The sequence below is a fragment of the Pseudochelatococcus sp. B33 genome (genome assembly GCF_053570585.1).
Window position 1 is genome coordinate 44,270 of the sequence record NZ_JBSEFH010000026.1, and the last position, 24,169, is coordinate 68,438.

The following is a 24,169-nucleotide window of genomic DNA, read 5'->3' on the forward strand; positions in this document are numbered from 1 at the left end:
GCCTGAAGTATCAGGCCAGCGGGTGGTGGATGCAAATGTTTTTGATCTGCTGGTAGGCGCCCAGCGCCTCGAGCCCCTTCTCGCGGCCGTAGCCGGACAGCTTGTAGCCGCCGAACGGGAACTCCACGTCGAGCCCGACGCCGAAGCTGTTCACCCATATCTGCCCGGCGCGCAGACGCTGGCCGAGCCCGAGCGCGCGGTTGACATTGGTGGTATGCACCCCCGCGACGAGGCCGAAGGCGGTATCGTTCGCGAGCGCAACGGCCTCCGCCCCGGTGTCGAACGGGATGACGGTCAGCACCGGCCCGAAAATCTCCTCGCGCGCGATCCGCGCATCGTTGCCGGCGCCGACGACGAGCGCCGGACGCACGAACGCGCCGCCCGCCAGCGCCGGATCGGCGGGCAGCGGCGCGCCGAGCAGCAGCTCCCCGTCCTGTTTGGCGACGTCGTAATAGGCCAGAACATCCCGTTGGTGCGGCTGGCTCACCAGCGGCCCCATGTCGGGATCGTCCACCCCCGCGCCGAGCGTCATGCCCTGGATGCGGGCATGCAGTTTCCCGACCACCGCATCGTGGACCGGCCGCTCGACGAGGAGCCGCGTGCCGGCGTTGCAGACCTGCCCCGCATGGGTCAGGAAGCCGCCGGCGATGATCGGCAGGGCCTTGTCCATATCCGCGTCGGCGAACAGGATCTGGGGCGACTTGCCGCCGAGCTCCATGTTGCATGGCACGGCATGCGACGCCGCCGCGACCAGCACTTTTTCACCCGTCGGCACGGAGCCGGTGAACGTGATCTGGTCCACCCCGCGGTGGCGCGCCAGGAGATCGCCGACGAGCGAGCCGCGGCCGTTGACGAGATTGACCTGCCCGGCGGGCAATCCGGCTTCGAGGCATATCTTCAGGAATTCATAGGCGGTGACCGGCGTTTCGGTGGCGGGCTTGATGATCACGGCGCATCCGGCCGTAAGCGCCGGTGCGACGCCGCGGGCGATGAGCTGGAACGGGTAGTTCCACGGAATGATGTGGAGGGATACGCCGATCCCCTCCTTCACGGTCCAGTCCGACCAGTCGGGACCGATGGGAATGGACGAGCCGTGCTGCTTGTCGGCGACGCCGGCATAATATTCGAAGAACCGGGCCGAGCAGTCCACCTCCCAGTAGGCGTCGCGCAGGGGCTTGCCGCTGTCCTGGCTCTCGAGCCGCGCGATCTCGTCGCGCCGCGCCAGGATGAGCTCGCCGATGCGGTGCAGGACGCGGCCGCGCTCGAACGGGCGCAAGGACGTCCACGGGCCGTTGTCGAACGTGGACCGGGCCGCCTGCACGGCGAGATCCACCTCCCGCGCGCCCGCCTTCGCGAAACTGGCGATGACCTCGCCCGTGGCCGGATCGCGCGTCTCGCCGACGCCGTCGGACGCCTCCGGGATCTCACGATTACCAATGACAAGCGGAATATGTCGCATGGCCTTCAAGCTCCCCAATCTGGCGACACGCGCCGTTGTTTCCTTGAAATGTATACAATCAATTTGTTATTGTCGACATAAATTGACATAAAAAATTTTAGATGCTATCTGAAATCGGAAACGAGGGGGAGGATTGTATGGATCTTGGTTTGAGGGGAAAGCGCGCACTGATAACCGCCGCCTCCCGCGGGCTCGGCCGGGCCACGGCGCTGGCCCTGGCGGCGGAAGGCGCCAGCGTTGCCGTCGCCGGGCGGAACGTCGAGGCCCTTCAGGACCTTGCCGCCGAGCTCGCGGCGAAGGGCGCGGAACAGGCGGTGGCGGTGGAGATCGACCTCGCCCGGCGCGAGACGCTGGCTGCCGGCGTGGAGGCGGCCGTGGCGGCGCTCGGCGGGCTCGACATCTTCGTCGCGAACACCGGCGGACCGGCCTCCGCGCCCTTTCTGGACATCCGCCGCGAGGACTGGGAGGCGTCCCTCAACGAAAGCCTGCTGCCGCTCGTGGACCTCTGCCATGCCGTCTTGCCCCCGATGCGGGCGGCGAAAGGCGGCCGCATCATTTTCATCACCACCGTCGGCGTGAAGATCGTCCAGCCGAACATGGTCCTTTCCGATGCGATCCGGCTTGCCGTCGTCGGCATCGCGAAGTCGTTGTCGATCGAGTTCGCCCGCGAGGGCATCACGGTCAACTGCCTGTGCCCCGGTCCGTTCGCGACGGACCGCATGGAATATCTCGTCAATGCGAGCATGGAGCGCGAAGGCATCTCCCGCGCCGAGGCAGAGGCCATCTGGCTCGACGAGGTGCCGATCGGCAGGTTCGGCGATCCGGCCGATTTCGGCGCCGTGGCGGCCCTGCTGGCGTCGCGCCACGGCGGCTTCATCACCGGCGCCGCGATCGCCCTCGATGGCGGCAAGTCCCGCGCCTACTGATCGCGCGACAGCCGGACACTGGAGCCTGCGCTGGACGTGACGCATCGGCGGGCCGAACGAACGGCATACCCACGCGCGGCTTGCCGGGCGTGGCTTCCATCCCGCGCCTGAACAACGGAACACCATCATGACAAATGCAGCGGAACAAACCGCAGGGGAACGGCTCGACGGCGGCGGCGCCGTCGTCAAATGGCTCAAGGGCGCCGGTGTGCGGCACGTCTTCTCCGTCTCCGGCGGCCCCATCAACCCCGTCTACAGGGCCTGCAAGGAACAGAACCTGCAACTCGTCCACGCCCGCCACGAGGCGGCGGCGTGCTACATGGCCGAGGCGGCCTTCCGCGTGACCGGCGCGGCCGGCGCGGCCGTGGTCACGCTCGGCCCCGGCGTGACCAATACGGTGACGCCGGCGATCGTCTCGCATCTCGGCGGCACGCCGCTGATCATCATCGGCGCGCAGGCTTCCACCGCCAATGCCGATCGGGGCGCGGGCATGGCCTATGAGGTGCTGCCCGCCATGCGCGCGGTGACGAAATGGGCCGGCCGCTGCACCGATCCGGCGAGACTGCCCGAATATCTCGACATCGCCTGGCGCAAGATGTGGGCGGGCCGCCCCGGACCGGTGTTCCTGGAGGTGCCCACCGACGTGCTGCACGCTGCCGTTGCCGCGCCGGCGCGGACGTCGGCGCCCCCGCCCCGTCCGGCCGCTCCCGGCCTCGACGCCGGCGACCTTGCCGCCTTCCTGGCGGTCTTTTCGCACGCCCGCCGTCCGATCCTGCTCGTGGGCGACGACACGTTCGTGAGCGGCCCCGGCAGGCTCCAGGAGGCGATCGAGCGGCATCGCCTGCCCTTCTTCACCCTGCGCCTGGCGCGCGGCATCGTGGACGAGCGCCACGCGCTGTGGGCCGGTCCCGGCTACGCCCCCTGCAACGGCGCCCTGCGGCGGGCGCTGCGCGAGGCCGACACCATCATCCTGCTCGGCCATCACTTCGAGTTCGATCTCGATTTCGGCAACAGCGTCGGCGCGGGCGCGCGGGTGGTGCAGGTCGCCGCCGATCAGGAGCTTCTGCACCGCAACCGGCGGGCGGACGTCGCGATCAACACGGCAGCGCCGCGCTTCGCCGACGCGCTGGCCGACACCCCCGTCGGGGAGAAGGACGACGCATGGCGCGACGCGCTCATCGCCGAATGGCGGGCGGAACGCGACGGCCAGGCGGGCGCTGACAGCACCGAGGGGCTGCATCCGATCACGGCGATCGACACCGTCGCGGACAGCGCGCCGGAGAACACGATCTTCATCTCCTCGCACGGCAACGTCGACTTCTGGGCCGATGCGCGGCTGCGCGTCAACGCGCCGGGCCGCTATCTGCGCGCCGGCCAGGCGGGCGCGCTGGGCGCCGAGGTGCCCTACGGCGCGGGCGCGAGCTTCGCCGCGCCCGACGCGCCGGTGGTGGTGTTCGTCGGCGACGGCGGCGTCGGCTTCCACATCGCCGAGCTCGACACGGCGGAGCGCTACGGCCGCGCCTTCATCATCGTGGTGCTGGACGACGAGCTGTGGGGTGCGATCGCCCTGCCCCAGGAACGAAGCTACGGCGAAACCTTCGAGATGCGCCTGCCGCGCCGCGACTGGGCGCGCGTCGCCGAGGGGCTCGGCGGCAAAGGCTACCACGCCCGCACCCCGGCCGAGATCGCGACCGCCCTCGCCGACGCCATCGCGAGCGGAAAACCCGCCATCGTTCAGGTGCCGGTGCGCAGTGTCCTCAGCCCATACATGGCCTACATCTCGTGAACAGGGAGCAGCGGAATGATCATCTGGAACAATGAGGACGGCGCCGGCGTCACCCCGCCCAACCACTTCGGCGGCCTGACGGTGCGGGACATCGTGCCCTTCGGCGGCCGCAACTTTTCGGTGCAGGTCTCGCGCGCCCCCAAGGGCGGCGGCGGCGAACTGCATCACCACGACGACTGGTCGCAGGTATTCTATGTCGTCGAGGGCGCGCTGACGTTCGATACCGGCAAGGAACGTTTCACCCTCGTCGCCGGACAAGCGGTGTTGTTCGAACCGGGAGATCCGCACTATACGATCAATGAACGCGAGGAGGATTCCGTCAGCCTCGTCATCACGATCAAACAATAGCCCCGCGCCCCGGGGCCGCATGCCGGCGAGACGCCGGCCATGCATCCGGGAGCAACCAGAGCACGAGACAGAGCCATCATGAGCGCGCAAGAAGATCAGGTATCCACTGCAGGCAATATGATCCAGGTGCTGGAGAACGACATCCTCAGTGGTCTGCTGCGCCCCGGCGACCGTCTCGACGAACAGGCCCTCGCCAAACGTTTTCAGGTGTCCCGCACGCCGGTGCGGGAAGCCCTGCGGCACATGGCGTCGAGCGGGTTCGTGGAACTGCGCCGCAATCAGGGGGCCGTCGTCAAGACGCTGACCACATCGGAAGTGGTGGAGATGTTCCAGGTGCTGGGGGAACTCGACGGACTGGCCGCGCGCCTGTGCGCGCGCCGCATGACGAAGGCCGAGATCGCAGCCGTGCGCGAGCAGAACGCCGAATGCCTCGCCCACGCGCAGGCCGGCGAGGAAAGCGGCTTCCTCGCCGCCAACACCGCCTTCCACGGCCTGATCCAGAAAGGCTCGCAGAACAGCTACCTCATGGACGAGGCCACGCGCCTCGCCCGGCGTCTGGAAGCCTACAGGCGCTACATCACCCATCCCCGCCGGATGCTGCCGTCGTGCGACGAACACGCCGCGATCGCCGATGCCATCGAGCGCGGCGACGAGGATCTGGCGCACAGCCTGATGCGCGAGCACGTCAATCTGATCGCCGGCTCGGCGGCCGATGTCGTGGTCGCGCTCGAACAGGGGAACAGGGGCTGACGCCCCGAAGCGAAGCCCGTCGTCAATCCGGGAACCGGGCGCGCCTCGCGCGCCGACGCGGGCGCGTGTCCGCAGGAGGGACAATCATGATCGAGACATCTCTTGTCGCCAACATCTCGCCGCATATCGGGCAGCCGCTGACACCCGCCGAATCGCAGATAGGCGGCCTTGCCGCCCCCGCGCAAGTGAAGGCCTTTCTGGGCGCGTTCCCGGACTACGCGCCGACGCCGCTCGTGCCGCTCGACGGCCTCGCGCGGGAGCTCGGCGTCGCCGGCATCGACATCAAGGACGAGAGCGGCCGCTACGGCCTGTCCAGCTTCAAGGCCCTTGGCGGCGCCTACGCGGTGGCGCGCCTCGTGCACCGCTTCGTCGAGGCGCGGCTCGGTCGCAAGGTCGACCCGGCGGAGCTATTGTCGGACGAGAGCCGCTCGCTCGCCTCCGGCCTCACTGTCTGCTGCGCCACGGACGGTAACCACGGCCGCTCGGTCGCAGCCGGAGCGCGGATGTTCGGCTGCCGCTGCGTCATCTATCTGCACGCCGGAGTGAGCGAGGGCCGCGAGCACGCCATCGCGGGTTTCGGAGCGCGGATCGTGCGCATCGCGGGCAGCTACGACGATTCCGTCGCCGAGGCGGCGGAGGCGGCCCGGCGCGAGGGCTGGCTGACGGTGTCGGACTTCTCCTGGCCGGGATACGAGGAGATCCCCGGCCTCGTCATGCAGGGCTACACGATCATGCTCGACGAGATCGCCGCGCAGGCGGCCGCGCCCTATACGCACATCTTCGTGCAGGCGGGCGTGGGCGGGCTCGCGGCGGTGGTCGCCGGTTATTTCCACGAGCGATATGCGGGCAAGGGTCCCCGGACGATCGTCGTGGAGCCGGCGCTGGCGAATTGCCTGCAACGCAGCGCCCTCGCCAACGAGAGACGCGCGATGCCCGCCGGTGAAGCGACCGTCATGGCGATGCTCGAATGCTACGAGCCTTCCCTGATCGCCTGGAACATCCTGGAAAAGAGCGCCGGTTTCTATCTCGGCGTCGATGACGGTTGGGCCGTTGCGGCCTTGAAGCGGCTCGCCCGCCCTGCCGGCGGCGACCCGGCGCTGACCATCGGTGAATCGGGCGCGGCCGGCCTCGCCGGCCTCCTCGCGGTGGCGCAGGACGAGAAACTGCGGTCCGCGCTGGGGCTCGACGCCGCATCGCGCATCCTGCTCATCGGAACCGAGGGCGCGACCGATCCGGAGGTCTACCAGGCGCTGCTCCAGTCGTGACGCCCAAAAGCCGCGGCGCTGCCCGGTTCGGCCGGACGGCGCCGCCCGTTCGGCAACCCCTTCCCATAAGGGCCGGGCGCCCTCACCCGCCGCCGAACAGCCGGCGGATTTTCCTCTTGATGATGGTCCAGAGCAGCAGGAACACGTTGAGCTCGCGCTGCGGGGCAGCCGGGCGCGCCGCCGGCTGCTCGACTGGGGCAGCCTCCGCAGGCGATGCGTCCGCCGCCTCGTCCTCCCCGGCGACGGCCGCGGGCACTGGCGCCGGCGCGTTCGCCGCCAACAGTTCGGCTTCGAGATTGGCGACGAAGTCCTGGCAGATCTGGTCGGCCACCGCCTCCACGATGCCGCCGCGCGCGAATTGCGCCAGCGATCCCGACAGCGTGTAGTCGACGACCACCGTGACCTCGGAGGTGTCCGCCCCGGCCTCGGACACCACGTAGGTCACCTTGCCCTTGGCGCGCGAGCTGTGGCTCTTGTCGATCCCGACGCCGGTAATGGTGCCGGTATGGTTCGCCTCGTCGTATTCGACCGTCGCCTCGCCGCCGAAATTCGCCTTCACCGGGCCGAGCTTGACGGCGATCTGCCCCCTGGCGACGTTGTCGACGGGAGCTTCGGCAAGCGACGCGCCCGGAATGCATCCGACGACGGACGGCAGGTCCTTGAATTTCCGCCAGACGGTTTCCCTGCTGTGGTTGACCTTGAATACCTGTCGAATCTCAGCCATTCGGCTCTCCGTTGCTGCAACTTTGCCCGACGCGGGACGACTATCGGCGCCCTACGCCTCGGCCCCGCACCAGTCGTAGATGCTCAGCGCCATGACCTTGATGGCGGTGATGTAGTCGTCGATAGAGACATACTCGTCATTGGCGTGCATCACGGCGGTCGAGCCGGGGCCGAAGATGACCGTCGGCGTATCGGCGTAGAGGTTGAGGAAGCGCGTGTCCGCCGCGCCCTGCCGGCCGCTGATGACAGGTTCTCTGCCGGTGATTTCCGTGTAGGCGCGCGATACCAGATCGACCACCGGATGATCGACGGGTATCTCCGACGCCTCTGCGTCGTAGCCGACGAAGCGCACCTGCGGCGGGTGATCCTTCAGCCACGGATCGCTCTGCGCGAGTTCGGCGATCTTGTCGACGAGGCTCTGCTTCACGCCCTCGTGGTCCTCGCCCGGCACGGTGCCGATGCTGCCTTTCAGCAGGGCGCTGTCCGGAAAGGCGCTCGGATAGTTGCCGGCCTGGAAGCTGCCGATGATGCACGGCAGTGAATCGAGCGTGTTGGGATAGAGCGGGTGGCTGACGGTCGCGACACGATGCGCCTCCAGCTCGCGCACCGCCTCCACGACCTTGTTGCCGAGGTCGATGCCCGAGATGCCCTGGTAGCGCTTCTGGATGCCGGCCGGCTTGCCCTGCACGGCGATCTCGAACCAGATGCGCCCGATGCACGCCGGCTGCACCGCGAGATCGCTGGTTTCGCCGGAGATGCCGGCATCGGCCCTATAGCCGCGGATGACGGTGTCGAGGGTGCCGTGGCCGGAGACCTCCTCGTCGATGACGACGTTGATGAGCACGTCGCCCTTCAGCCTGATCCCGGCCGCCTTGATGAACTCGACGGCGAGGATGTGGCTGGCGACGCCGCTCTTCATGTCCGCCGAGCCGCGCCCGTAGATGCGCCCGTCCCTGATCGCCGCCGACCACGGGTCGTCCGTCCACCCCTCGCCGCCGCCCACCGGGATGACGTCGGTGTGGCCGTTGAGAAGCAGCGACCGGCCGCCGCCGCTGCCCTTGAGGGTCGCGACGATGTTGGGGCGCCCCTCATAGCCGCGCGACACCGGCCTGTATCCCGGATGCTGCTTGAGCTTTTCCCAATCGGTTTCCCACACGTCGACGTCGAGGCCGAGGCCGTTGAGATAATCGGCGAGGAAGGCCTGGATGGCCGCCTCGTCGCCGGTGACGGAGGGAATGGATATCATCTTCTGCAAAAACGCGACCGCCTTGTCGCGGTTCACTTCGATGCTGTCGATGAGCGCCTTGCGGACAGGATCGGACATTGTGACAGTTCCCCTTGCGAGCGTGGTTCGAAGATGCTGGCGGACGCGGCCGCCCGCGCGTCAGGTCATGAGGTTCGGAAGCCAGAGGACGAGCCCCGGGAACGCGATCATCAGCACCATGAGCAGGATGTTGATGAGGATGAACGGGATCGCGGCCATGTAGATGTCGCCCATGGTCGTGCCGGCCGGCGCGACGCCCTTCATCACGAAGAGGGACAGGCCCGCAGGCGGCATGATGGTGTCCATCTCCAGATTGACCATCATGATGACGGCGAACCAGATCGGGTCCCAGCCCATGGCGTGCACCACCGGCAGGAAGATGGGCATCGACACCAGCACCATCGACGTCTGCTCCAGGAACACGCCGATGACCATGACGATGAGCATCATCATCATCATGAGGACGATGGGATGCACCGGCAGCTCCGTCGCCCACTGGGTGATGGCGGACGTCGCGCCCGAGAAGCTCAGCAGCTGGCCGAAGCCGGCGGACCCGGTGAGGATGATCAGGATCATCACCGACAGCTGCATGGCGGAACTGACGCCCTTCTTGAGCACCGCCCAGTTGAGCTTGCCGTAGAAGAACGTCAGGGCGAAGGTCATGAACGTGCCGAGCGCCGCGGATTCGGTGGGCGTGGCATAGCCGAAGAAGATCAGGACGATCGTGATGACGACGATCGAGACCGGCGGCACCAGATAGATCAGCGTATCGCGCAGCTTCTGGCCGAACGGCACCGGCTTGATCTCGTAGGCCGGCGCGATCTCCGGCTGCAGCGTCGCGCGGATCACGATGTAGAGGACATACATGATCGCCAGCAGGACGCCGGGAATGATGATGGCGACGAGCGTCTTCGCGACCGAGAAGCCGCCGACGCTGGCGAGAATGATCGCGAGGGTGCTCGGCGGAATGAGGATCGCCAGCGCGCCGCTGCCGAGCACCGGGCCGATCGACATGGACTTGGCATAGCCGCGCCGCTCCATCTCCGGGGTCAGCGTGGAGCCGAGCATGGCGACGCTGCCCATGGCGACGCCGGTCAGCGTGGCGAGCACCGCGCCCGCGCCCACCGTCAGCACCGCGAGCCGCCCGGCGATGAAGCCGAGCCAGTGGTCGAGCACCTGGATCATGCGCGGGGCGATCCCGGCATGGAACATGACCGAGCCCATCAGGATGAACATCGGCACCGGCACCAGAACGAAGGTGGCGATGGAGCTGTCGATGCTCAGGACGAGCTGGCTGAGCCCGAAGACGCCGCCCCACAGGAAATAGGCCGCGACCATGTTGACGAGCATGAAGGCGATGGCGACGGGCACGCCGGCCAGCATGAACACGGCAAGGCCGGCGAAGAACAGGAGCAGGAATTCCCACCATTCGACCATCATCAATGCTCCCGGAGTTCCGCTGGTATCTGCTCGGCAATGCCCAGGTAGTATCGGCGCGCCCGGCGGATGAACTCGATGCCGAGCAAGGCGCAGCCGAGCGGAATGACCGCGAGGTTGATCGCACGCGGGATCTCCAGCTCCGCCGCCACCATGACGCCCCGCTGCAGCGACAGCCTGACGGTGACGAAGGAAAAGTAGGTCATGGTGAAGCACACCGCCGCCGCGACGATCGAGGCCACCACATGCAGCCCCCGCTCGACGCGGGCCGGAACGGCGGAGGTCAGCAGATCGACGGAGACGTGCCCCTCGTTGCGCAGGACCCAGGCGGCACCCAGAAACGTCAGATAGACCATCATCGTGCCGCTGATCTGGTCGACTCCAAGAATTCCGTAGTTGAAGATAGAGCGCAGGACGACCTTTATAACCGTCAAAAGCATCATCGACACAAGTATGACGCTTGCGATGAACGCAAGTAGAGCACAGAAAAAATCGAATACTTTCCCGATGGCTGTCATTTTGATTTGACTTTCCACTGGTCGCCTTCGCGTGCGGACGCGAGACGCGATATCGATGGATGGTGCGGCGACGCCTTCCCGTCCGGCCCGGCGGGGATGGCTCGTCCTCCCGCCGGCCTCTCGACGCCCTGTCGGTGTGAGTGCCCGCAAATCGCAGGGCAGCATGCGGGCCGCTGCAATCAGCCGCCGGCGCGGGGCGTGGCCCGAAAGTGAGGGACCGGGCCACGCGCTTCTCGCCAAGCTCTCCGCCTTATTATGTCACGGTTCGGCGAACAGGGCCTTGACCTGCTCGATCTGCTCGGGCTTGAGAACGGAAGCGTAGTAGGCCCACAGCGAGTCGTTGGCGAGCTTGGTCCAGCGCTCGGACTCCGCCTCCGACAGCTCGAGCACCTCCATGCCGGCCGCCTTCATCGCAGTGACCTGCTCCTCGAGGTTCTGGGCGAACCATCCCCGCGTCCATTCCTGCGTCTCTGCCATGGCCTTGAGCAGGATCTCCTGGATGTCGGGCGACAGGCTGTCCCACCGCTGCAGGTTCATGGCGATGCTGCCGCCGCTGCGATAGGTGGGCTGGTCGATCATGTACTTGGTGACCGTCTGCCAGCCATAGCGCGTGAAGCCGTCGGCCACCGGCCAGGTGAAGCCGTCAACCGTGCGCCGGTCCATCGCCAGAAAGATCTCGGCCGGCGGCAGCGTGATCGATTCCGCACCGGCGGCCTGGATGAAATGACGCGTCAGGGGCGCGGAACGCAGCTTCTTGCCCTTGAGGTCGTCGATGGACTTCACCGGAAAGTTCGTGTTGACGTAATGCACGCCGACGCCGAGATCACCCGCCGCGTGGCCGATGTAGCGCACGCCCTTCGGCTCATAGAGGGCGACCATGAAGTCGTAGAGCTTCGAGCCGGGTCCGTTGTCCGGCGTCGTGAACGGCGAAAGCTCGGTGATGTCGCCGCCCGGCACGACGCCGGCCCAGTAGTTCGGCGCGCCGTACCAGACGTCGAAGACGCCGTTCACCAGCGCCTCGGGCTGATCGAACGGCGGAATGACGTCGTCCGCGCCCAGATACTGGATGCGGACCTTGCCCTCGCCGAGCCGGTTGACGTTTTCCATGAAGTTCTTGCCGATGCCCGCCGTGGGGGAGAAATCGTGCGCCCACGCGCCGACCATGCGCAGGTTGACCACCGACTGCGCCTGAGCCGGGGTCGGACCGATCGCGCCCAGACCTGCGATCGCGCCAAAACCGGTCACCGCGGCGCCAATCAGCACATTCCTGATCGTTCGCTTCCATGCATACATTTTCGTTTCCCTTCTGGCTCAAAGTTATGTCGGGTAGGGGTGCGACTTTGAGGGTCGTGAATCTTTCGCTCACTCTGCCGGCATCAAGATAATGCGTATTTGCGTCTGTTGTCTACAAAGTTTTTTCAATTGCATACAATTATGGTTTGTCCTATGGTTGGCCAACGTCGCGGAGAAGCAGGCTGCGATGGCCGTTGTCGCCAACGAAAGGGGACGCCCGCGGATCCGGGGGGACGGACGGGTGCGAAAAGCGCAATGGCTTTCGTGTCGCACACGTTAATCTCCTTCCGACGACACCGGCTTTGGGAGGAGAGGCATGCGACCGCACACCTTCGAGTATCATCGCGCGTCCGATCTCGCGCATGCGCTCGATCTTCTGGCGCAGTTCGGTGAGGACGGACGCCCGCTGGCGGGCGGACAGAGCCTGGTGCCGATGATGAACCTGCGGCTTGCCCGCCCGGCCCATCTCGTCGATATCAACCGCCTGCCGCTCGACCGGATCGAGCAGCGGGACGGCATGCTGCGCATCGAGGCGCTGGTGCGCCATCAGCGCTATTTCGGCGAGGCGCTGATCGCGGCGAAATTCCCCGCCTTTGCCGAGGCCGTGCACTGGATCGGCCATCCGGTGATCCGGCTGCACGGGTCGATCGGCGGCAGCATCGCGCATGCCGACCCCACCGCCGAGCTGCCGGCGGTCTGCGTGCTTCACGATGCCGAGATCGTCATCGGCGCGCGCGACGGCGAGCGGCGCGTGCCGGCGCGCGATTTCTTCGTCGGCGCTTACGTCACGGCGGTGGAGCCGGGCGAGATGGTCGTCGCGGTCGAGTTTCCGATCCCGCGCGGGGGCGTCGCGGGGGCGTTCAGCGAGCTGGGCGAACGGCGCGGCGACTTCGCCATCGCCTCGGCGGGCGTCGCGCTGGAGCACAGCGGCGGCCGGATCGTCAAGGCGGCGATCGTCATCGGCGGGGCCCGGATGTTCCCCGTCCGTGCGCCGGAGGCCGAGGCCGCCCTCGTCGGCCAGCCGTTGCACGCGTTCGATGCGCAGGCCATCGCGGACACCGTCGCGGCCGGGGTCGACCCCGTGGACGACAACGCTGCGAGCGCGGCCTATCGCAAGCACCTCATCGGCGAACTGACCCGGCGCAGCCTCGAACGCGCCCGCGCCAACGCTTCGGAATGACACCATCCATGGCAACGACAGCAATCAGCCTGACCGTCAATGGCCAGACCCGCACCGTGACTATCGAACCCCGCCGCCTGCTGGCGGATGTCCTGCGGGTCGAGTTCTCGCTTTCGGGCGTCCACATCGGCTGCGCCCATGGTGCGTGCGGATGCTGCACCATCCATATCGACGGCACCCCCCGCCTCTCCTGCCTGACCTTCGCGGTGCAATGCGACGGCCGCGACATCCGCACGGTGGAAAGCCTCGGCGGCACGGAGGCGCGCCATGTGCTGCAGCAGGCCTTCAGGAGCGAGCACGGCCTCCAGTGCGGCTACTGCACGCCCGGTTTTCTCATGGCGCTGACGCCGTTCGTCGACCGGATGGTGTCGGAAGGGCATTTGCCCGGCGACGCGGAGATCCGCGAGGCCATGAGCGGCAACATCTGCCGCTGCACCGGCTATCACGGCATCGTGGCCGCCGTCCGCAAGGCCATTTCGGAACAGCTCGCAAGTGGAGCCTAGCATCATGGCAGGAGACAGCCCGCGCCATATCGGCGCCCGCGTGCAACGGTTCGAGGATACCCGGCTGCTGGCCGGCACGGCGCGCTACATCGACGACATCCGGCTGCCGGACATGCTGCATCTCGTCTACGTGCGCGCGCAGGTGGCGCACGCCAAGATCCTCGACATCGACACCCTCGCCCTTGAGGACATCGGCTATCCCACCTGGGTGTTCACCGGCAAGGACACGGGCGCGCTGTCCATGAAGGCGCATCAGGACTACCCGGAGATGCAGTATTCCGAGCAGCCGCTGCTCGCGCAGGATCGGGTGCGCTTCGTCGGCGATCCGGTCGCTGTCGTGCTGGCGGAAGACGCCTATCGGGCGGAGGACGCGGCGGAGCAGGTCTTCGTCGATTACGACCCCCTGCCCGCCGTCACCTCCATGGAGGCGGCGCGCGATCCGTCGCTGCCGCCGCTGTTCGACGGCTGGACGAGCAACGTCTTCGTCGAGCGCCAGATGAAGGGCGGTGACATCGAGGCGGCGAGGAACGCAGCCGCCCACGTCATACGCCGCACCTACCGCAACCAGCGCCAGGCCGGCGTGCCGATGGAATGCCGCGGCGTCGTCGCCCACTACGATGTCGCCAGCCGGGTGCTGACGGTCTGGTCCTCGACCCAGATGCCGCAGCTCGTGCGCACCTACATCGCGGAGGAGCTCGGCCTGTCGGAAGCGCGCATCCGGGTCATCGCTCCCGATGTCGGCGGCGGTTTCGGCGTCAAGGGGCAGGTGTTCGGCGAGGAGGTCCTCGTCGCCTGGGCGGCGCTGAGGACGGGCCGGCCGGTGAAGTGGATCGAGGACCGGCGCGAGCATCTCATCGCCAGCATCCACGCGCGCGACCACCTGCATACGCTCGAGGCCTATGTCTCGGCCGACGGCCGCCTCCTCGGCCTCAAGGCCGACATCAGCGTCGATGTCGGCGCGTATTCGACCTTTCCGTTCACCGCCGCCGGCGATCCGGGGATGGCGGCGAAGGTGATGCCGGGTCCCTACGATTTCCAGGCCTATGAGGCGACCTTCCGGGCGCTGGCGACGAACAAGTGTCCTCTCGGCACCTATCGCGGCGTGGCGCGGCCCTCGGCCGTGTTCTCGCAGGAATGCCTCATGGACGAGATCGCCCGCGAGATCGGCATGGACCCGTTCGCGTTCCGGCTGAAGAACATCATCCGCGAATTCCCCTACCGGAACGCGCTCGGCTTCTCCTACGATCCGGGCTCCTACGCCCAGTCGCTGGAGCAGATGCGCGAGCTTCTCGCCGCCGACCGGGAGGAGGCTGCCGCCAGCAGACAGTCGCGGACGACGCGCGTGGGCGTCGGCTTCGCCTGCTTCATCGAGCAGACGGCCCACGGCACGCCGGACTTCACCCGCCGGCGCGTGCCCATCGAGACAGGCTACATCGCCGCGCGCGTGGAGATGCAGCCGGACGGCCACGCGGTCGTCAGTCTTGGCCTGCAGAGCCACGGACAGGGGCATGAGACGACGATGGCGCAGGTCGCCGCCGACGCGCTCGGCATCACGCCCGAAAACGTCTATGTCCGCCACGGCGACACGCTCGGCACGCCCTATTCCGTGGGCACGTGGGGCAGCCGCGGCGGTCCGCTCGGCGGCGGGGCCGTGCACATGGCGTCGCTGCAGATCGCGGCCAAGCTCAGGGCCATCGCCGGCCACCTGCTCCAGACGAGCCCGGAGGCGATCGTGCTGCGCGACAACCGCGCCTTCGTGGACGGCGATCCCGGACGCTTCATCGAGATCGGCCGCCTTGCGCGCGCCGCGCTGCGCAACGTCGACCAGCTGCCGCAGGGCATGCTGCCGGGCCTCGACGCCGAATACAGCCTCGACGGCCCCAGGGACGGCAGCTATTCCAACGCCGTCCATGCGGCGGTGGTGGAGATCGACATCCCGACGGGCAAGCTCAAGCTGCGCCGGTTCGTCGTGGTGGAGGACTGCGGCGTGATCCTCAACCCCCTCGTGGTCGACGGCCAGGTGCGCGGCGGCGTGGTGCAGGGCATCGGCTCGGCGCTGTTCGAGCACTTCATCTACGACGCCGAGGGCCAGCCGCTGACGACGAGCTTCGCCGACTACCTGATGCCGCAGGCGCCCGAAATTCCCGATATCGAGGTGCACCACATCGAAACGCCCACGCCGCTGACGCCGCTGGGCGCCAAGGGGCTCGGCGAAGGCGGCGCGATAGGCCCGGCGGCGGCCATCGCCAACGCGGTCGCGGACGCGCTCGGTGTGGAGGTCAACGCGACGCCGCTCAACGCCAACGCGATATGGGAGCTTTCCCGCCACCTGCGCGAAGGAACGCCGTAGAGCGCGAATCGGATCTGGACAACGTCAGAAGCCCACCTGCGGATTGATCTGGTGCAGCGGCGGCTTGCCTTCCTCGATCCGGCGGATGCTCTCGGCGACGTCGCGTGCCGCGCGGTCCGGCACGGTGATGCTGGCGAGATGCGGGGTGATGAAGACGTTGTCCATCGACCAGAACGGATGCCCCGGCGCGAGCGGCTCCTTCTCGAACACGTCGAGCGTCGCCGCCGCGACATGCCCGGACCTGAGCGCCTCGACCAGCGCCGGCTCGTCGACCACCTCGCCGCGCGAGGCGTTGACGAACTTCACCCCCGGCCGGAGGGCGGCGAAGACCCCGGCGTCGATCATGCCGCGCGTCGTCGCCGTGAGCGGCATCATGTTGACGAGGATATCGAGGTCGCCGAGGAAGGTTTGCCAGTCGGCCGGATCCCGGTAGCTCTTCACGCCGTCGAGCCGGCGCGGCGTCAGGTCCCACCCGCGCACGTCGAGGCCGAGCCCGGCGAGGCCGAGCGCCACGGCCGAGCCGAGCGCGCCGAGGCCGAGGACGCCGACCCGCGTACGCTCCAGCGGCGTGGGGTGGATGTAGTGCCATTGCTTGCGCCGGCGCGCCTCCTCCAGCCTGTCCATGTCGCGCGCATAGCGCAGTACCGCGAACACGGCGTAGGAGCGCATCAGGGCGACCATGCCGGGGTCGGACAGGCGGCTGATCGGCACGTCGGGCAGGTCCGGCCGGCCGTTGAGGGAATCCACGCCCGCGCCGAGATTGACCACGAGCCTGATGTTGCGGAAGGCGGCGAAGAAACCGGGCGGCGGCCGCCACGCCAGCGCGTAGCGGATGTCGTCCGGATCGCCGACATCCGGGTAGACGCGGATGTCGAGCGCGGGAAGGTGCGACCGCAAGGCCGCGATCCATTCCGCCGGATCGTCGAATTCGGAATAGAAGACCAGCGCGCCCGATGGCTTGGCGGGCTTTTCCGCCGGCGCGGTGTTCAGGGAAAGCGAAGACATGGCGGCTCTCACGGTGTTTCTCGGACAAGGGAACCCCTCGCGGCCGGAGCCGCGCGACGCACGTCGCCGGGGCGGGCGCCCCGGCCGCGGGAAGGAACGGGGGCTGAGGCTTATCGCTACATGGCGCTTCTCATGGCGCTCCTCACATGACGACGCTCGGAAGCCAGGTCGACAGCGCCGGGAACAGGATCAGCAGCATCAGGAACACGAACATGCTGATCAGGAACGGCGTGTTGGCGCGGAAGGTGGCGATGATATCCTCCTTGCCGATCCGCGCCGCGACGATGAGCGCAATGGCGACGGGCGGCGTCACCTGCCCGATGACCACCGTCACCACGATCAGCACGCCGAAATGCACCAGATCGATGTCGAGCACGAGCAGCGACGGCAGCAGCACCGGCATGATCATCGGAATCAGCGGATCGAGGATCATACCCGCGATCAGTGCCATCAGCAGCATCAGCATGATCTGCGGGATAGTGGATTCGAACGGGAAGATAGTCTGCAGCATTTCGGCGAGCGCCACCGGCACGCGCGCCTCGGAAAGCGCCCAGCCGAAGGCCACGGAGAACCCGACCACGAGCAGGACCTCGCCGGTCAGGATCGTCGCTTCGACGAGCACCTGCCGCAGCGTGGCGAACGACATCGTCCGGTAGACGGCCATCGCCAGGAAGAGCGCGTAGGCGACGGCGAACGCGCCCGCCTCGGTCGGCGTGAAGATGCCGAACACGAGGCCGCCGAGGATGAGGGTGGGCAGGCCCATCGGCAGCAGGGCGCGCTTGCCGGTGCGCACCAGCTCGGACCAGGCGAAGCCCTGCATGGGCTTCCAGCCGCTGCGGCGCGCGAGGATGGCGACGGTGAGCATCAGCGCCAGCGCCAGCAGCAGCCCCGGCACCACGCCCGCCAGGAACAGCGCGCCGAGCGACGTGCCGGTCACGGCCGAATACAGGATCATCGGCGAACTCGGCGGAATCAGGATGCCGATGCCCGACGACGTCGCCGACAGGGCGGCGGCGAAGGGGCCGGGATAGCCGTTCTGCTTCATCTTGGGGATGATGATCGAGGCGCTGCCGGCGAGATCGGCCACGGAAGTGCCGATCATGCCGCCGAACATGACGCTCACCGCGATATCGACGTGCGCCAGCCCGCCCCGCATCCAGCCGAAGATGGCCGCCGCGAAGTCGAACAGGCGATCGGCGATGCCGCTGGCGTTCATGATTCCGCCGGCGAGGATGAACAGCGGCAGGGTGATCAGGATGTAGTCGCTGACGCCCGCCAGGATCTGCTGCGGCAGGGCGAGCTCCCAGCCGCCGCTGAAGAACAGGAACACCAGCACGGACGAGGCGAGCGCGACGATGATCGGCATTCCGGTGACCGCCAGCACGCAGAGCGTGAGAATGACGGCAAGGGCAAGGAACAGCATGGCCGGCTACCTCTTTCTGAACAGCGGAACGAGCAGCGTCGCCGCGAGGCCCAGCAGGGCGAAGAAGACTGCACCGATGACGATCGATTTCGGCAGGCGCATGATTGGCGACAGGTCGCCGCCGAAGATCGTCATGTATTCCCACGTGAGCCAGGCGCAGTAGAGCATGACGCCCGACCCCGCCAGCGCGGAGAAGGTCGTCAGCACCCGTTGCTTGCGGATGGACAGGCGCTCGGTGACGATGTCGCAGCAGATAAGCGCCTGCCGCATTCCCGCCATGACGATGCCGAGCGCGGCAAGCCACACCAGCAGGCTGATGACGAGTTCCTCGGTCCACGGCAGCGGTGTGGAAAACAGGTAGCGGCCGGCCGCGTTGATGAACACCAGCATCGCCAGCGACGCCATCAGAACCATCGCCGCATATTCGATCAGCGTGTTGAAGAACGTCACCAGCCAGTTGCCGCGCACCGGCTTCACCGGCGCATCGAGGACGGTTGCTTTCGTGATCTCGCTCATGACGAACCGCTCCCTTCGACCCTTCTGTCGACCCTTGCGTCGAGAAGGCGGCCGTATCCCGCCTTCGCGCCTGTCACGTCCAGCAGTCCGAGGCAATGCCAGAACGAGGCCTGCACGGCCGAGACCACGGGCTTGCCCAGCTCCCGCTCCAGGGCGTCGATGACGCCCACGGACCAGAAATTGGTGCAGGAGATGAAGATCGCGCTCGCTTCCGGCGTATCGACCGACCGGACGAGGTCGTAGACCTGCTCCAGCGGCACCTCGGCCAGGGCCCGATCGGCATCGATGCCGAGATTGGCCGAGCGCACGACGGTGTGGCCGTTCTCCTGCAGGAAATGGATCGCCCGCTGGTGGACCTCGTCGACATAGGGCGTCGCCAGCGCGACGGTGCCGGCCCCCACGTGCGCGAGGGCCGCGAGGGTGGCGGTCGAGGCGGTCGTCACTTGCCTGCCAGGCGCCCACCCCTGCAGTTTGGCGATCAGGCCCCGGTCATACGCCGTGCCGTGCAGGAACGACGCGCTGGTGCCGCCGAAGCACAGCAGATCGATGGGCGCGGAGGCGAGATGCCGGGCGGCCTGTTCCAGCTCCGGCGCGGTCATCATTTCCTCGATGCCCGCCACCGTGACCTTCGGCAGCGTGATGCGCGCGGTGTGGATGGCGACCCCCTCGGCCGCCATCGCCCACATCTCCGATTCCATGACGATGCTGGACGCCATGAAGATCAGGCCAATACGTCCGCGCGTACCGTTGCCGTCGTATCGAAACGGCGGATATCCGCCACGAGATGAACCGTTCATTGCGCCGCGCTTTCCGCCTGGGCCAGGACTTCCGGTGTCACGATCCTGCCGATTTCCTCCCGGATCGGCCCGGACGCCTCGCGGAAGTTGGCGACATCCACCTCGTTGACGGCGACGCCTGCCTTCTCGAAATAGGCGACGAGCTCGGCGTCCTTCGTGTCGGACAGCTCGCGCGTCCTTTGCGCCGCCACCTTCGCGGCGTCCAGGACCTTCTGCTTCAGCTCGTCACCGAGCGCATCCCACGCCTGGCCGTTCATCAAGAGCGAGATCGGGCTGTAGATGTGGTTGGTGAGCGAGATGAATTTCTGCACCTCGTGCAGCGAGAATTCCTCGATGACCGACAGCGGGTTCTCCTGCCCGTCGAGCGCACCCTGGCGCAGCGCGACATAGGCATCGCCGAGCGCCATCGGCGTCGGCGCCGCGCCCAGCATGCGGAACACCCGGATGCGCATTTCGGAGCCGGGCGTGCGGATCTTCAGCCCCGACAGATCGGCGGGCGCGTTGATCGGGCGCACGTTGTTGCTGATCACGCGGAAACCGAGTTCGCCGAAGGCGAGTACCTCGAGCTTCGCCTTGTCCCGCAGGGATCGGCGCAGCAGATCGCCGAGCTCGCCGTCCAGCGCCTTGCGGGCGGCGGCCTTGTCGGTGAACAGGAACGGCACGTCGAACACGGAGAACGTGTTGTCGAGCTGCACGATGTCCGACCCCATCGGCAGCACCTGCACCCGGTTGACGCGCACCATATCGGTCAGCGCGTTCTCGTCGCCGAGCGCCCCACCCTCGAAGAACTCGATATCGACCTCCCCGCCCGCCGTCTTCTGGAGCTCGTCCCGGAAGGTCGCGAGCATGACGTTGAGCGGATCTCCGGGGGTGGTTTCAACCGCAAGGCGCAGTTTGGTCTGGGCCGAAGCCGGCACGGTCATACCCGGAGACAGAAGAAACGCGGCGGCGATGGCCGCCACACCGGCCCTCTGGAAAAAGGACATTATTTTCATGGCATCTTGCTCCCGATTCAATGCAAACCCATGTCGAACAGCGACACGGTTCACAAATCACGGGGTCGTATCCATCCCTATGCCAGGAATTACATCTATAATGCCGCCGGCATGATCATGCTTATTATAACGGCAGACTGATATAGTTTGGAGCAATCCGGCTACTTTATGATGGAAAAACCCCGGTTCTGGCTGTGTTCCCCAACGTCAGCCATAACGATATTGATACAGGCGTCTGCTTCGGTAAAATAGAATTGTCTGTTTCAAAAAATCGGAAATTCCGATGTCGTTCTCGCTGCGTCACTTGCGCTATATCGTGGCTGTTTCGGATACGCAGAGCGTGACGGCGGCCTCGCGGCAGCTCGGGATATCGCAGCCAGCCATATCGGGCGCCATCGCGGAGGCGGAGGACAAGCTCGGCACGCCGATATTCGTGCGCCATCATGCTCGGGGCATGTCGCTGACCGCATCGGGGCAGCGCTTCGTCCACGAGGCCCGCCTGCTGCTCAAGCACGCGGCGGATTTCGACCGCTCCATGGCCATTCTCGGTTCGGCCATCATGGGCGAGATCAGCGTCGGCTGCTTCGGCACGCTGGCGACCCGCTACATGCCCGCCCTGCTGACCGAGTTCAACCGCCGCCGTCCCGGCATCACCGTCCATCTCGAGGAAGGCAACCAGCAGGAGATCGTCGACGGCCTGCTCAGCGGCAGAATGGAGATCGCCATCGCCTATGCCTACGCCCTGCCACCGGAAATCACCGGGGAGGAACTGGTCGAGCTGCCGCCCTATCTGCTCATCTCCGCCGACCATCCGCTGGCGCCGCGCGACAGGATCAGCCTGCGGGACGTTGCCAACGAACCGTTCATCCTGCTCGATCTTCCCCACTCGCGGGAGTATTTCATGAACCTGTTCTCGGCCTGCGGCGCCATCCCGATCATCGCCTATCGCTCGAAATCCTACGAGCTGATCCGCGGCCTCGTCGGCCACGGGCGGGGCTATACCATCCACAACGCGCTGCCGGGCACCTCGGTCACCTATGACGGCAGCCGGGTGACGGCGCGCCCGATCGTCGAGCCCCTGCCGCCCGTCCACGTCATGAGCCTGCGCCTGCGCCGCCAGACGATGCGTCCCGCCGTCAAGGCATTCGCGGATTTTCTCCCCGAGGCCTTTTCGCCGGGGGGATTGTTCGCGTGACGCCCTATGCTTGGCCCGCCTCCAGCGGCTCCACCTCGATGGTGATATGCGACAGCTCGCGGATATGCGCGAGCCGCGCCCTGTAGTGCGACGGTGCTTGCGGCTTCGGCGACGCGAGCGCGACGATCGCCGCGTGATGGCCGGGACCCACCTGCCACACGTGCAGATCCGTGATGCGGTTCCCGTGGTCCTCGATGGCCTTGCGGATCTGTCCGGTGAGCCCCTCGCCCGCCGGCACGGTATCGAGCAGCACGCCGCCCGCGTCGCGGATCAGGCCCCACGACCAGCGCGCGATCACCAGCGCCCCGACGATGCCCATCGCCGGATCGGCCCAGAGCCAGCCGTAGCTGCGCCCGACGAGCAGCGCCGCGATGGCGAGCACCGAGGTCAGCGCGTCCGCCAGAACGTGCAGATAGGCGGCGCGCAGGTTATTGTCGCGCGCATGGCCGTGACGGGCCGCATGATCGTGGTGATCGTGACCGTGGTGATCGTGCGCATGATGGTGGGAATGGCCGCCGTGTCCGTGATGGTGATGCGCGTGGTCCTCCCTCAGCAGCCAGGCGCTGGCCAGATTGACGGCCAGGCCCGCGATGGCGACGCCGATCGCCTGCTCGAAGCTGATCGCCACGGGATTGACGAAGCGCAGGAAGCTTTCCCAGCCGATCAGCAGCGCAATCAGCGCCAGCACGACCGCGCTCGCGAAACTGGCGAGATCGCCGAGCTTGCCGGTGCCGAACGTGAAACGCGGATCGCCCGCATGGCGGCGGGCGTAGAGATAGGCGAGCGCCGCTATCAGCATCGCGCCGGCGTGGGTCGCCATATGCCAGCCGTCGGCGAGCAGCGCCATCGAGCCGTAGATCACGCCGGCCACGATCTCGATCACCATCATGCCGGTCGTCAGGGCGATGACCAGCCAGACCCTGCGCTCGTTGCGCCGGTGGTTCTCGCCGAGGAAAACATGGTCGTGGCCCGCAACAGAGATACGGCTCCCCATCGGTCATTCCTTTCCGCCGGCGTGCCGGCTCATTTCATGTATCTGCGCATGACCTCGATCAGTTCCTCGCCGCCCTGGAAGCGGGCCGATGCCGTCCCGGCCTCGAGGATGTGCTCGCGCAGATGGTCCTCCATCAGCTCCGTGGTCAGCCCGCTTATTGCGCCGCGTATGGAGGCGAGCTGACGCAGCGTCTCGGCGCAGGGGACCTCCCCCTCGAGCGCGCGTTCGACGCCCTCGAGCTGGCCCTTGATGCGGCGCACGCGCGCAATCAGCTTCTCTTTCTGGCGAATGGTATGGGACATGCGCCATCCGATCTCCCGCATGGATAACCTGGGGGATTATACTATCGATCGCGGCGAAAGTGAAGCGGCTCGTCCCGCCGTGCCATCCGGCGGGCGCCCGTTCGTCCGGCGGCGACGATCGTTCGGGGGTCGTGATCAGAAACGCGCGATGAGGCCGATGATAGGCCCCTGCTGGACGACGTCGAAGGTGAAGCCGCGGGAATCGTAGTTCACGCCCAGCGCCCGGTAACCGGCGACGGCGGAAAGGTGCTCGTTGAAATCGTAGCCGATGGCGGCAGCGACATCCCAGTCCACCTTCGCGCCCCCGCCGCCGACGAGGCCCCAGCCGGTGAGGTAGACATCCTTGGTGATGTTGTAACGGCCGCGGATGCCGACGAGCCCGTCGACCCATGTCTTGTCGTCGCTGGCGTGCACCCAGCCGACCTCCCCGCCGGTCAGCGTGATGTTGGTGTTGACGCTCCACACCCTTGCTCCGGCGACGAGGTCGAAATTGCCCGCCTCGCTCAGCACGAGCGAGTAGCCGACGGCGAGCAGCCCCGCGAAAGTCTCCGAGGTGACGGAGGCCCCCTCCGCCACGATGCCGCGCGGCGTTCCCCGGCCCACGGATACCCTGGAGTACATGATGTCGCCCAGGAACGACAGGCGGTCCCTGCGGGCCTCGCCGATCACCATGGCGGCGAAATCGAGATTCCTCAGGATATCACTGAAATCCGGGCTCAAGTGAACCGTCACCGGCAGTCCGAACTGCGCGACGTCTCCGGACAGTCCCGCGGCCCAGAAATAGGGACTTATCGCGAAAGCCCACTCCCCAACCTCGCCCTGCGCGGTTGCGGGGGATGGCGCCATCGGCAGATCCGATGCCCGCGCCGATCCGGCGGCAAGCAGGCTGCCGGTGAACAAAGCTGCGGCGACCTTCAGTGCTCCCATTTCCGCCACGTCCTTTCATGCCTGGGCCGGGCGCTGGCGCATCCCCTCGCCACCGGCGGAGCACGGAGCCCCCTGGGCACGCGACGAAACCGCACCCGTCAGGAAACGACCGTGCTCTCGACTCCGCGAAATTTTCGACAGCGTAACCGCACCACGCCGCGCCGCTACTCCATAAGAGCAATCGAAAAGACGAATACTGCAAAAACCACAACT

23 protein-coding genes are annotated in these 24,169 nt (G+C 67.1%); 9 read left to right on the top strand and 14 right to left on the bottom strand.

Annotated features, from left to right (window positions below):
- Positions 1-10 precede the first annotated feature (10 nt).
- Positions 11-1,459, bottom strand: coding sequence for an aldehyde dehydrogenase family protein (locus ACUSIJ_RS23825; RefSeq protein WP_449310917.1), 1,449 nt, complete (start codon positions 1,457-1,459; stop codon positions 11-13).
- Between the two features lie 137 nt (positions 1,460-1,596).
- Between ACUSIJ_RS23825 and ACUSIJ_RS23830 the strand changes: the two genes are divergently transcribed.
- The 5 genes from ACUSIJ_RS23830 (at position 1,597) to ACUSIJ_RS23850 (ending at position 6,534) form a co-directional block, all read left to right on the top strand.
- Positions 1,597-2,385 carry an SDR family oxidoreductase gene (locus ACUSIJ_RS23830; protein ID WP_449310918.1) on the top strand — a complete coding sequence of 263 codons (789 nt, stop codon included), beginning with the start codon at positions 1,597-1,599 and terminating at the stop codon, positions 2,383-2,385.
- 127 nt (positions 2,386-2,512) lie between these two features.
- Entirely contained in the window at positions 2,513-4,171 is a 1,659-nt protein-coding gene (locus ACUSIJ_RS23835; protein ID WP_449310919.1) for a thiamine pyrophosphate-binding protein, read from the top strand.
- Between the two features lie 15 nt (positions 4,172-4,186).
- Positions 4,187-4,519: a cupin domain-containing protein gene (locus ACUSIJ_RS23840; RefSeq protein WP_449310920.1), complete on the top strand. Its 333-nt coding sequence runs from the start codon at positions 4,187-4,189 to the stop codon at positions 4,517-4,519.
- A gap of 78 nt (positions 4,520-4,597) precedes the next feature.
- Positions 4,598-5,269, top strand: a complete 672-nt coding sequence (locus ACUSIJ_RS23845; RefSeq protein ID WP_449310921.1) for a GntR family transcriptional regulator — start codon at positions 4,598-4,600, stop codon at positions 5,267-5,269.
- 86 nt (positions 5,270-5,355) lie between these two features.
- The gene (locus tag ACUSIJ_RS23850; protein WP_449310922.1) at positions 5,356-6,534 is read left to right on the top strand and encodes a diaminopropionate ammonia-lyase; all 1,179 of its coding nucleotides are present in this window, start codon (positions 5,356-5,358) and stop codon (positions 6,532-6,534) included.
- A gap of 82 nt (positions 6,535-6,616) precedes the next feature.
- On the opposite strand, the gene ACUSIJ_RS23855 is transcribed toward ACUSIJ_RS23850, so the two are convergent.
- The 5 genes from ACUSIJ_RS23855 to ACUSIJ_RS23875 all read right to left on the bottom strand — a co-directional run bounded on the left by ACUSIJ_RS23855 (position 6,617) and on the right by ACUSIJ_RS23875 (position 11,769).
- Positions 6,617-7,258: an SRPBCC family protein gene (locus tag ACUSIJ_RS23855; RefSeq protein WP_449310923.1), complete on the bottom strand. Its 642-nt coding sequence runs from the start codon at positions 7,256-7,258 to the stop codon at positions 6,617-6,619.
- Between the two features lie 51 nt (positions 7,259-7,309).
- Positions 7,310-8,581, bottom strand: coding sequence for an ArgE/DapE family deacylase (locus ACUSIJ_RS23860; protein WP_449310924.1), 1,272 nt, complete (start codon positions 8,579-8,581; stop codon positions 7,310-7,312).
- Between the two features lie 60 nt (positions 8,582-8,641).
- Complete coding sequence (locus ACUSIJ_RS23865; protein ID WP_449310925.1) at positions 8,642-9,961, bottom strand: TRAP transporter large permease; 1,320 nt, start codon at positions 9,959-9,961, stop codon at positions 8,642-8,644.
- Positions 9,961-10,392 carry a TRAP transporter small permease gene (locus tag ACUSIJ_RS23870; protein WP_449310926.1) on the bottom strand — a complete coding sequence of 144 codons (432 nt, stop codon included), beginning with the start codon at positions 10,390-10,392 and terminating at the stop codon, positions 9,961-9,963. Before ACUSIJ_RS23870 ends, ACUSIJ_RS23865 begins: the two co-directional genes overlap by 1 nt.
- Positions 10,393-10,734: 342 nt before the next feature.
- A complete protein-coding gene (locus ACUSIJ_RS23875) occupies positions 10,735-11,769 on the bottom strand; it encodes a TRAP transporter substrate-binding protein (protein ID WP_449310927.1) in 1,035 nt (344 codons plus the stop codon).
- 316 nt (positions 11,770-12,085) lie between these two features.
- Here ACUSIJ_RS23875 and ACUSIJ_RS23880 point away from each other — a divergent pair, with 316 nt between their 5' ends.
- From ACUSIJ_RS23880 to ACUSIJ_RS23890, 3 genes are read left to right on the top strand one after another with little or no spacing between them, the layout of a single operon-like run.
- Positions 12,086-12,949 (top strand): FAD binding domain-containing protein, encoded by an 864-nt coding sequence (locus ACUSIJ_RS23880; protein WP_449310928.1) that lies wholly within the window; start codon positions 12,086-12,088, stop codon positions 12,947-12,949.
- 8 nt (positions 12,950-12,957) lie between these two features.
- A complete protein-coding gene (locus ACUSIJ_RS23885; RefSeq protein WP_449310929.1) occupies positions 12,958-13,452 on the top strand; it encodes a (2Fe-2S)-binding protein in 495 nt (164 codons plus the stop codon).
- Positions 13,453-13,456: 4 nt separating this feature from the next.
- Complete coding sequence (locus ACUSIJ_RS23890; protein ID WP_449310930.1) at positions 13,457-15,802, top strand: xanthine dehydrogenase family protein molybdopterin-binding subunit; 2,346 nt, start codon at positions 13,457-13,459, stop codon at positions 15,800-15,802.
- A 24-nt stretch (positions 15,803-15,826) separates the two neighbouring features.
- Here ACUSIJ_RS23890 and ACUSIJ_RS23895 read toward each other — a convergent pair whose 3' ends face one another.
- From ACUSIJ_RS23895 to ACUSIJ_RS23915, 5 genes are all read right to left on the bottom strand, one after another.
- The gene (locus ACUSIJ_RS23895; protein ID WP_449310931.1) at positions 15,827-16,807 is read right to left on the bottom strand and encodes a 2-hydroxyacid dehydrogenase; all 981 of its coding nucleotides are present in this window, start codon (positions 16,805-16,807) and stop codon (positions 15,827-15,829) included.
- Positions 16,808-16,949: 142 nt separating this feature from the next.
- Positions 16,950-18,230, bottom strand: coding sequence for a TRAP transporter large permease (locus ACUSIJ_RS23900; RefSeq protein ID WP_449310932.1), 1,281 nt, complete (start codon positions 18,228-18,230; stop codon positions 16,950-16,952).
- Between the two features lie 6 nt (positions 18,231-18,236).
- The gene (locus tag ACUSIJ_RS23905; protein WP_449310933.1) at positions 18,237-18,746 is read right to left on the bottom strand and encodes a TRAP transporter small permease; all 510 of its coding nucleotides are present in this window, start codon (positions 18,744-18,746) and stop codon (positions 18,237-18,239) included.
- Positions 18,743-19,543 (bottom strand): maleate cis-trans isomerase family protein, encoded by an 801-nt coding sequence (locus tag ACUSIJ_RS23910; RefSeq protein ID WP_449310934.1) that lies wholly within the window; start codon positions 19,541-19,543, stop codon positions 18,743-18,745. Before ACUSIJ_RS23910 ends, ACUSIJ_RS23905 begins: the two co-directional genes overlap by 4 nt.
- Positions 19,540-20,538, bottom strand: a complete 999-nt coding sequence (locus ACUSIJ_RS23915) for a TRAP transporter substrate-binding protein (protein WP_449310935.1) — start codon at positions 20,536-20,538, stop codon at positions 19,540-19,542. Before ACUSIJ_RS23915 ends, ACUSIJ_RS23910 begins: the two co-directional genes overlap by 4 nt.
- A 283-nt stretch (positions 20,539-20,821) precedes the next feature.
- On the opposite strand from ACUSIJ_RS23915, the gene ACUSIJ_RS23920 reads away from it, so the two are divergent.
- The gene (locus ACUSIJ_RS23920; RefSeq protein WP_449310936.1) at positions 20,822-21,733 is read left to right on the top strand and encodes a LysR family transcriptional regulator; all 912 of its coding nucleotides are present in this window, start codon (positions 20,822-20,824) and stop codon (positions 21,731-21,733) included.
- A 4-nt stretch (positions 21,734-21,737) separates the two neighbouring features.
- Here ACUSIJ_RS23920 and dmeF read toward each other — a convergent pair whose 3' ends face one another.
- The 3 genes from dmeF to ACUSIJ_RS23935 all read right to left on the bottom strand — a co-directional run bounded on the left by dmeF (position 21,738) and on the right by ACUSIJ_RS23935 (position 23,956).
- On the bottom strand, positions 21,738-22,727 hold the full coding sequence (dmeF, locus tag ACUSIJ_RS23925) for a CDF family Co(II)/Ni(II) efflux transporter DmeF (protein WP_449310937.1): 990 nt from the start codon (positions 22,725-22,727) through the stop codon (positions 21,738-21,740).
- Positions 22,728-22,756: 29 nt separating this feature from the next.
- Positions 22,757-23,029 carry a metal/formaldehyde-sensitive transcriptional repressor gene (locus ACUSIJ_RS23930; RefSeq protein ID WP_449310938.1) on the bottom strand — a complete coding sequence of 91 codons (273 nt, stop codon included), beginning with the start codon at positions 23,027-23,029 and terminating at the stop codon, positions 22,757-22,759.
- Positions 23,030-23,164: 135 nt separating this feature from the next.
- Positions 23,165-23,956, bottom strand: coding sequence for a hypothetical protein (locus ACUSIJ_RS23935; RefSeq protein WP_449310939.1), 792 nt, complete (start codon positions 23,954-23,956; stop codon positions 23,165-23,167).
- Positions 23,957-24,169 lie beyond the last annotated feature (213 nt).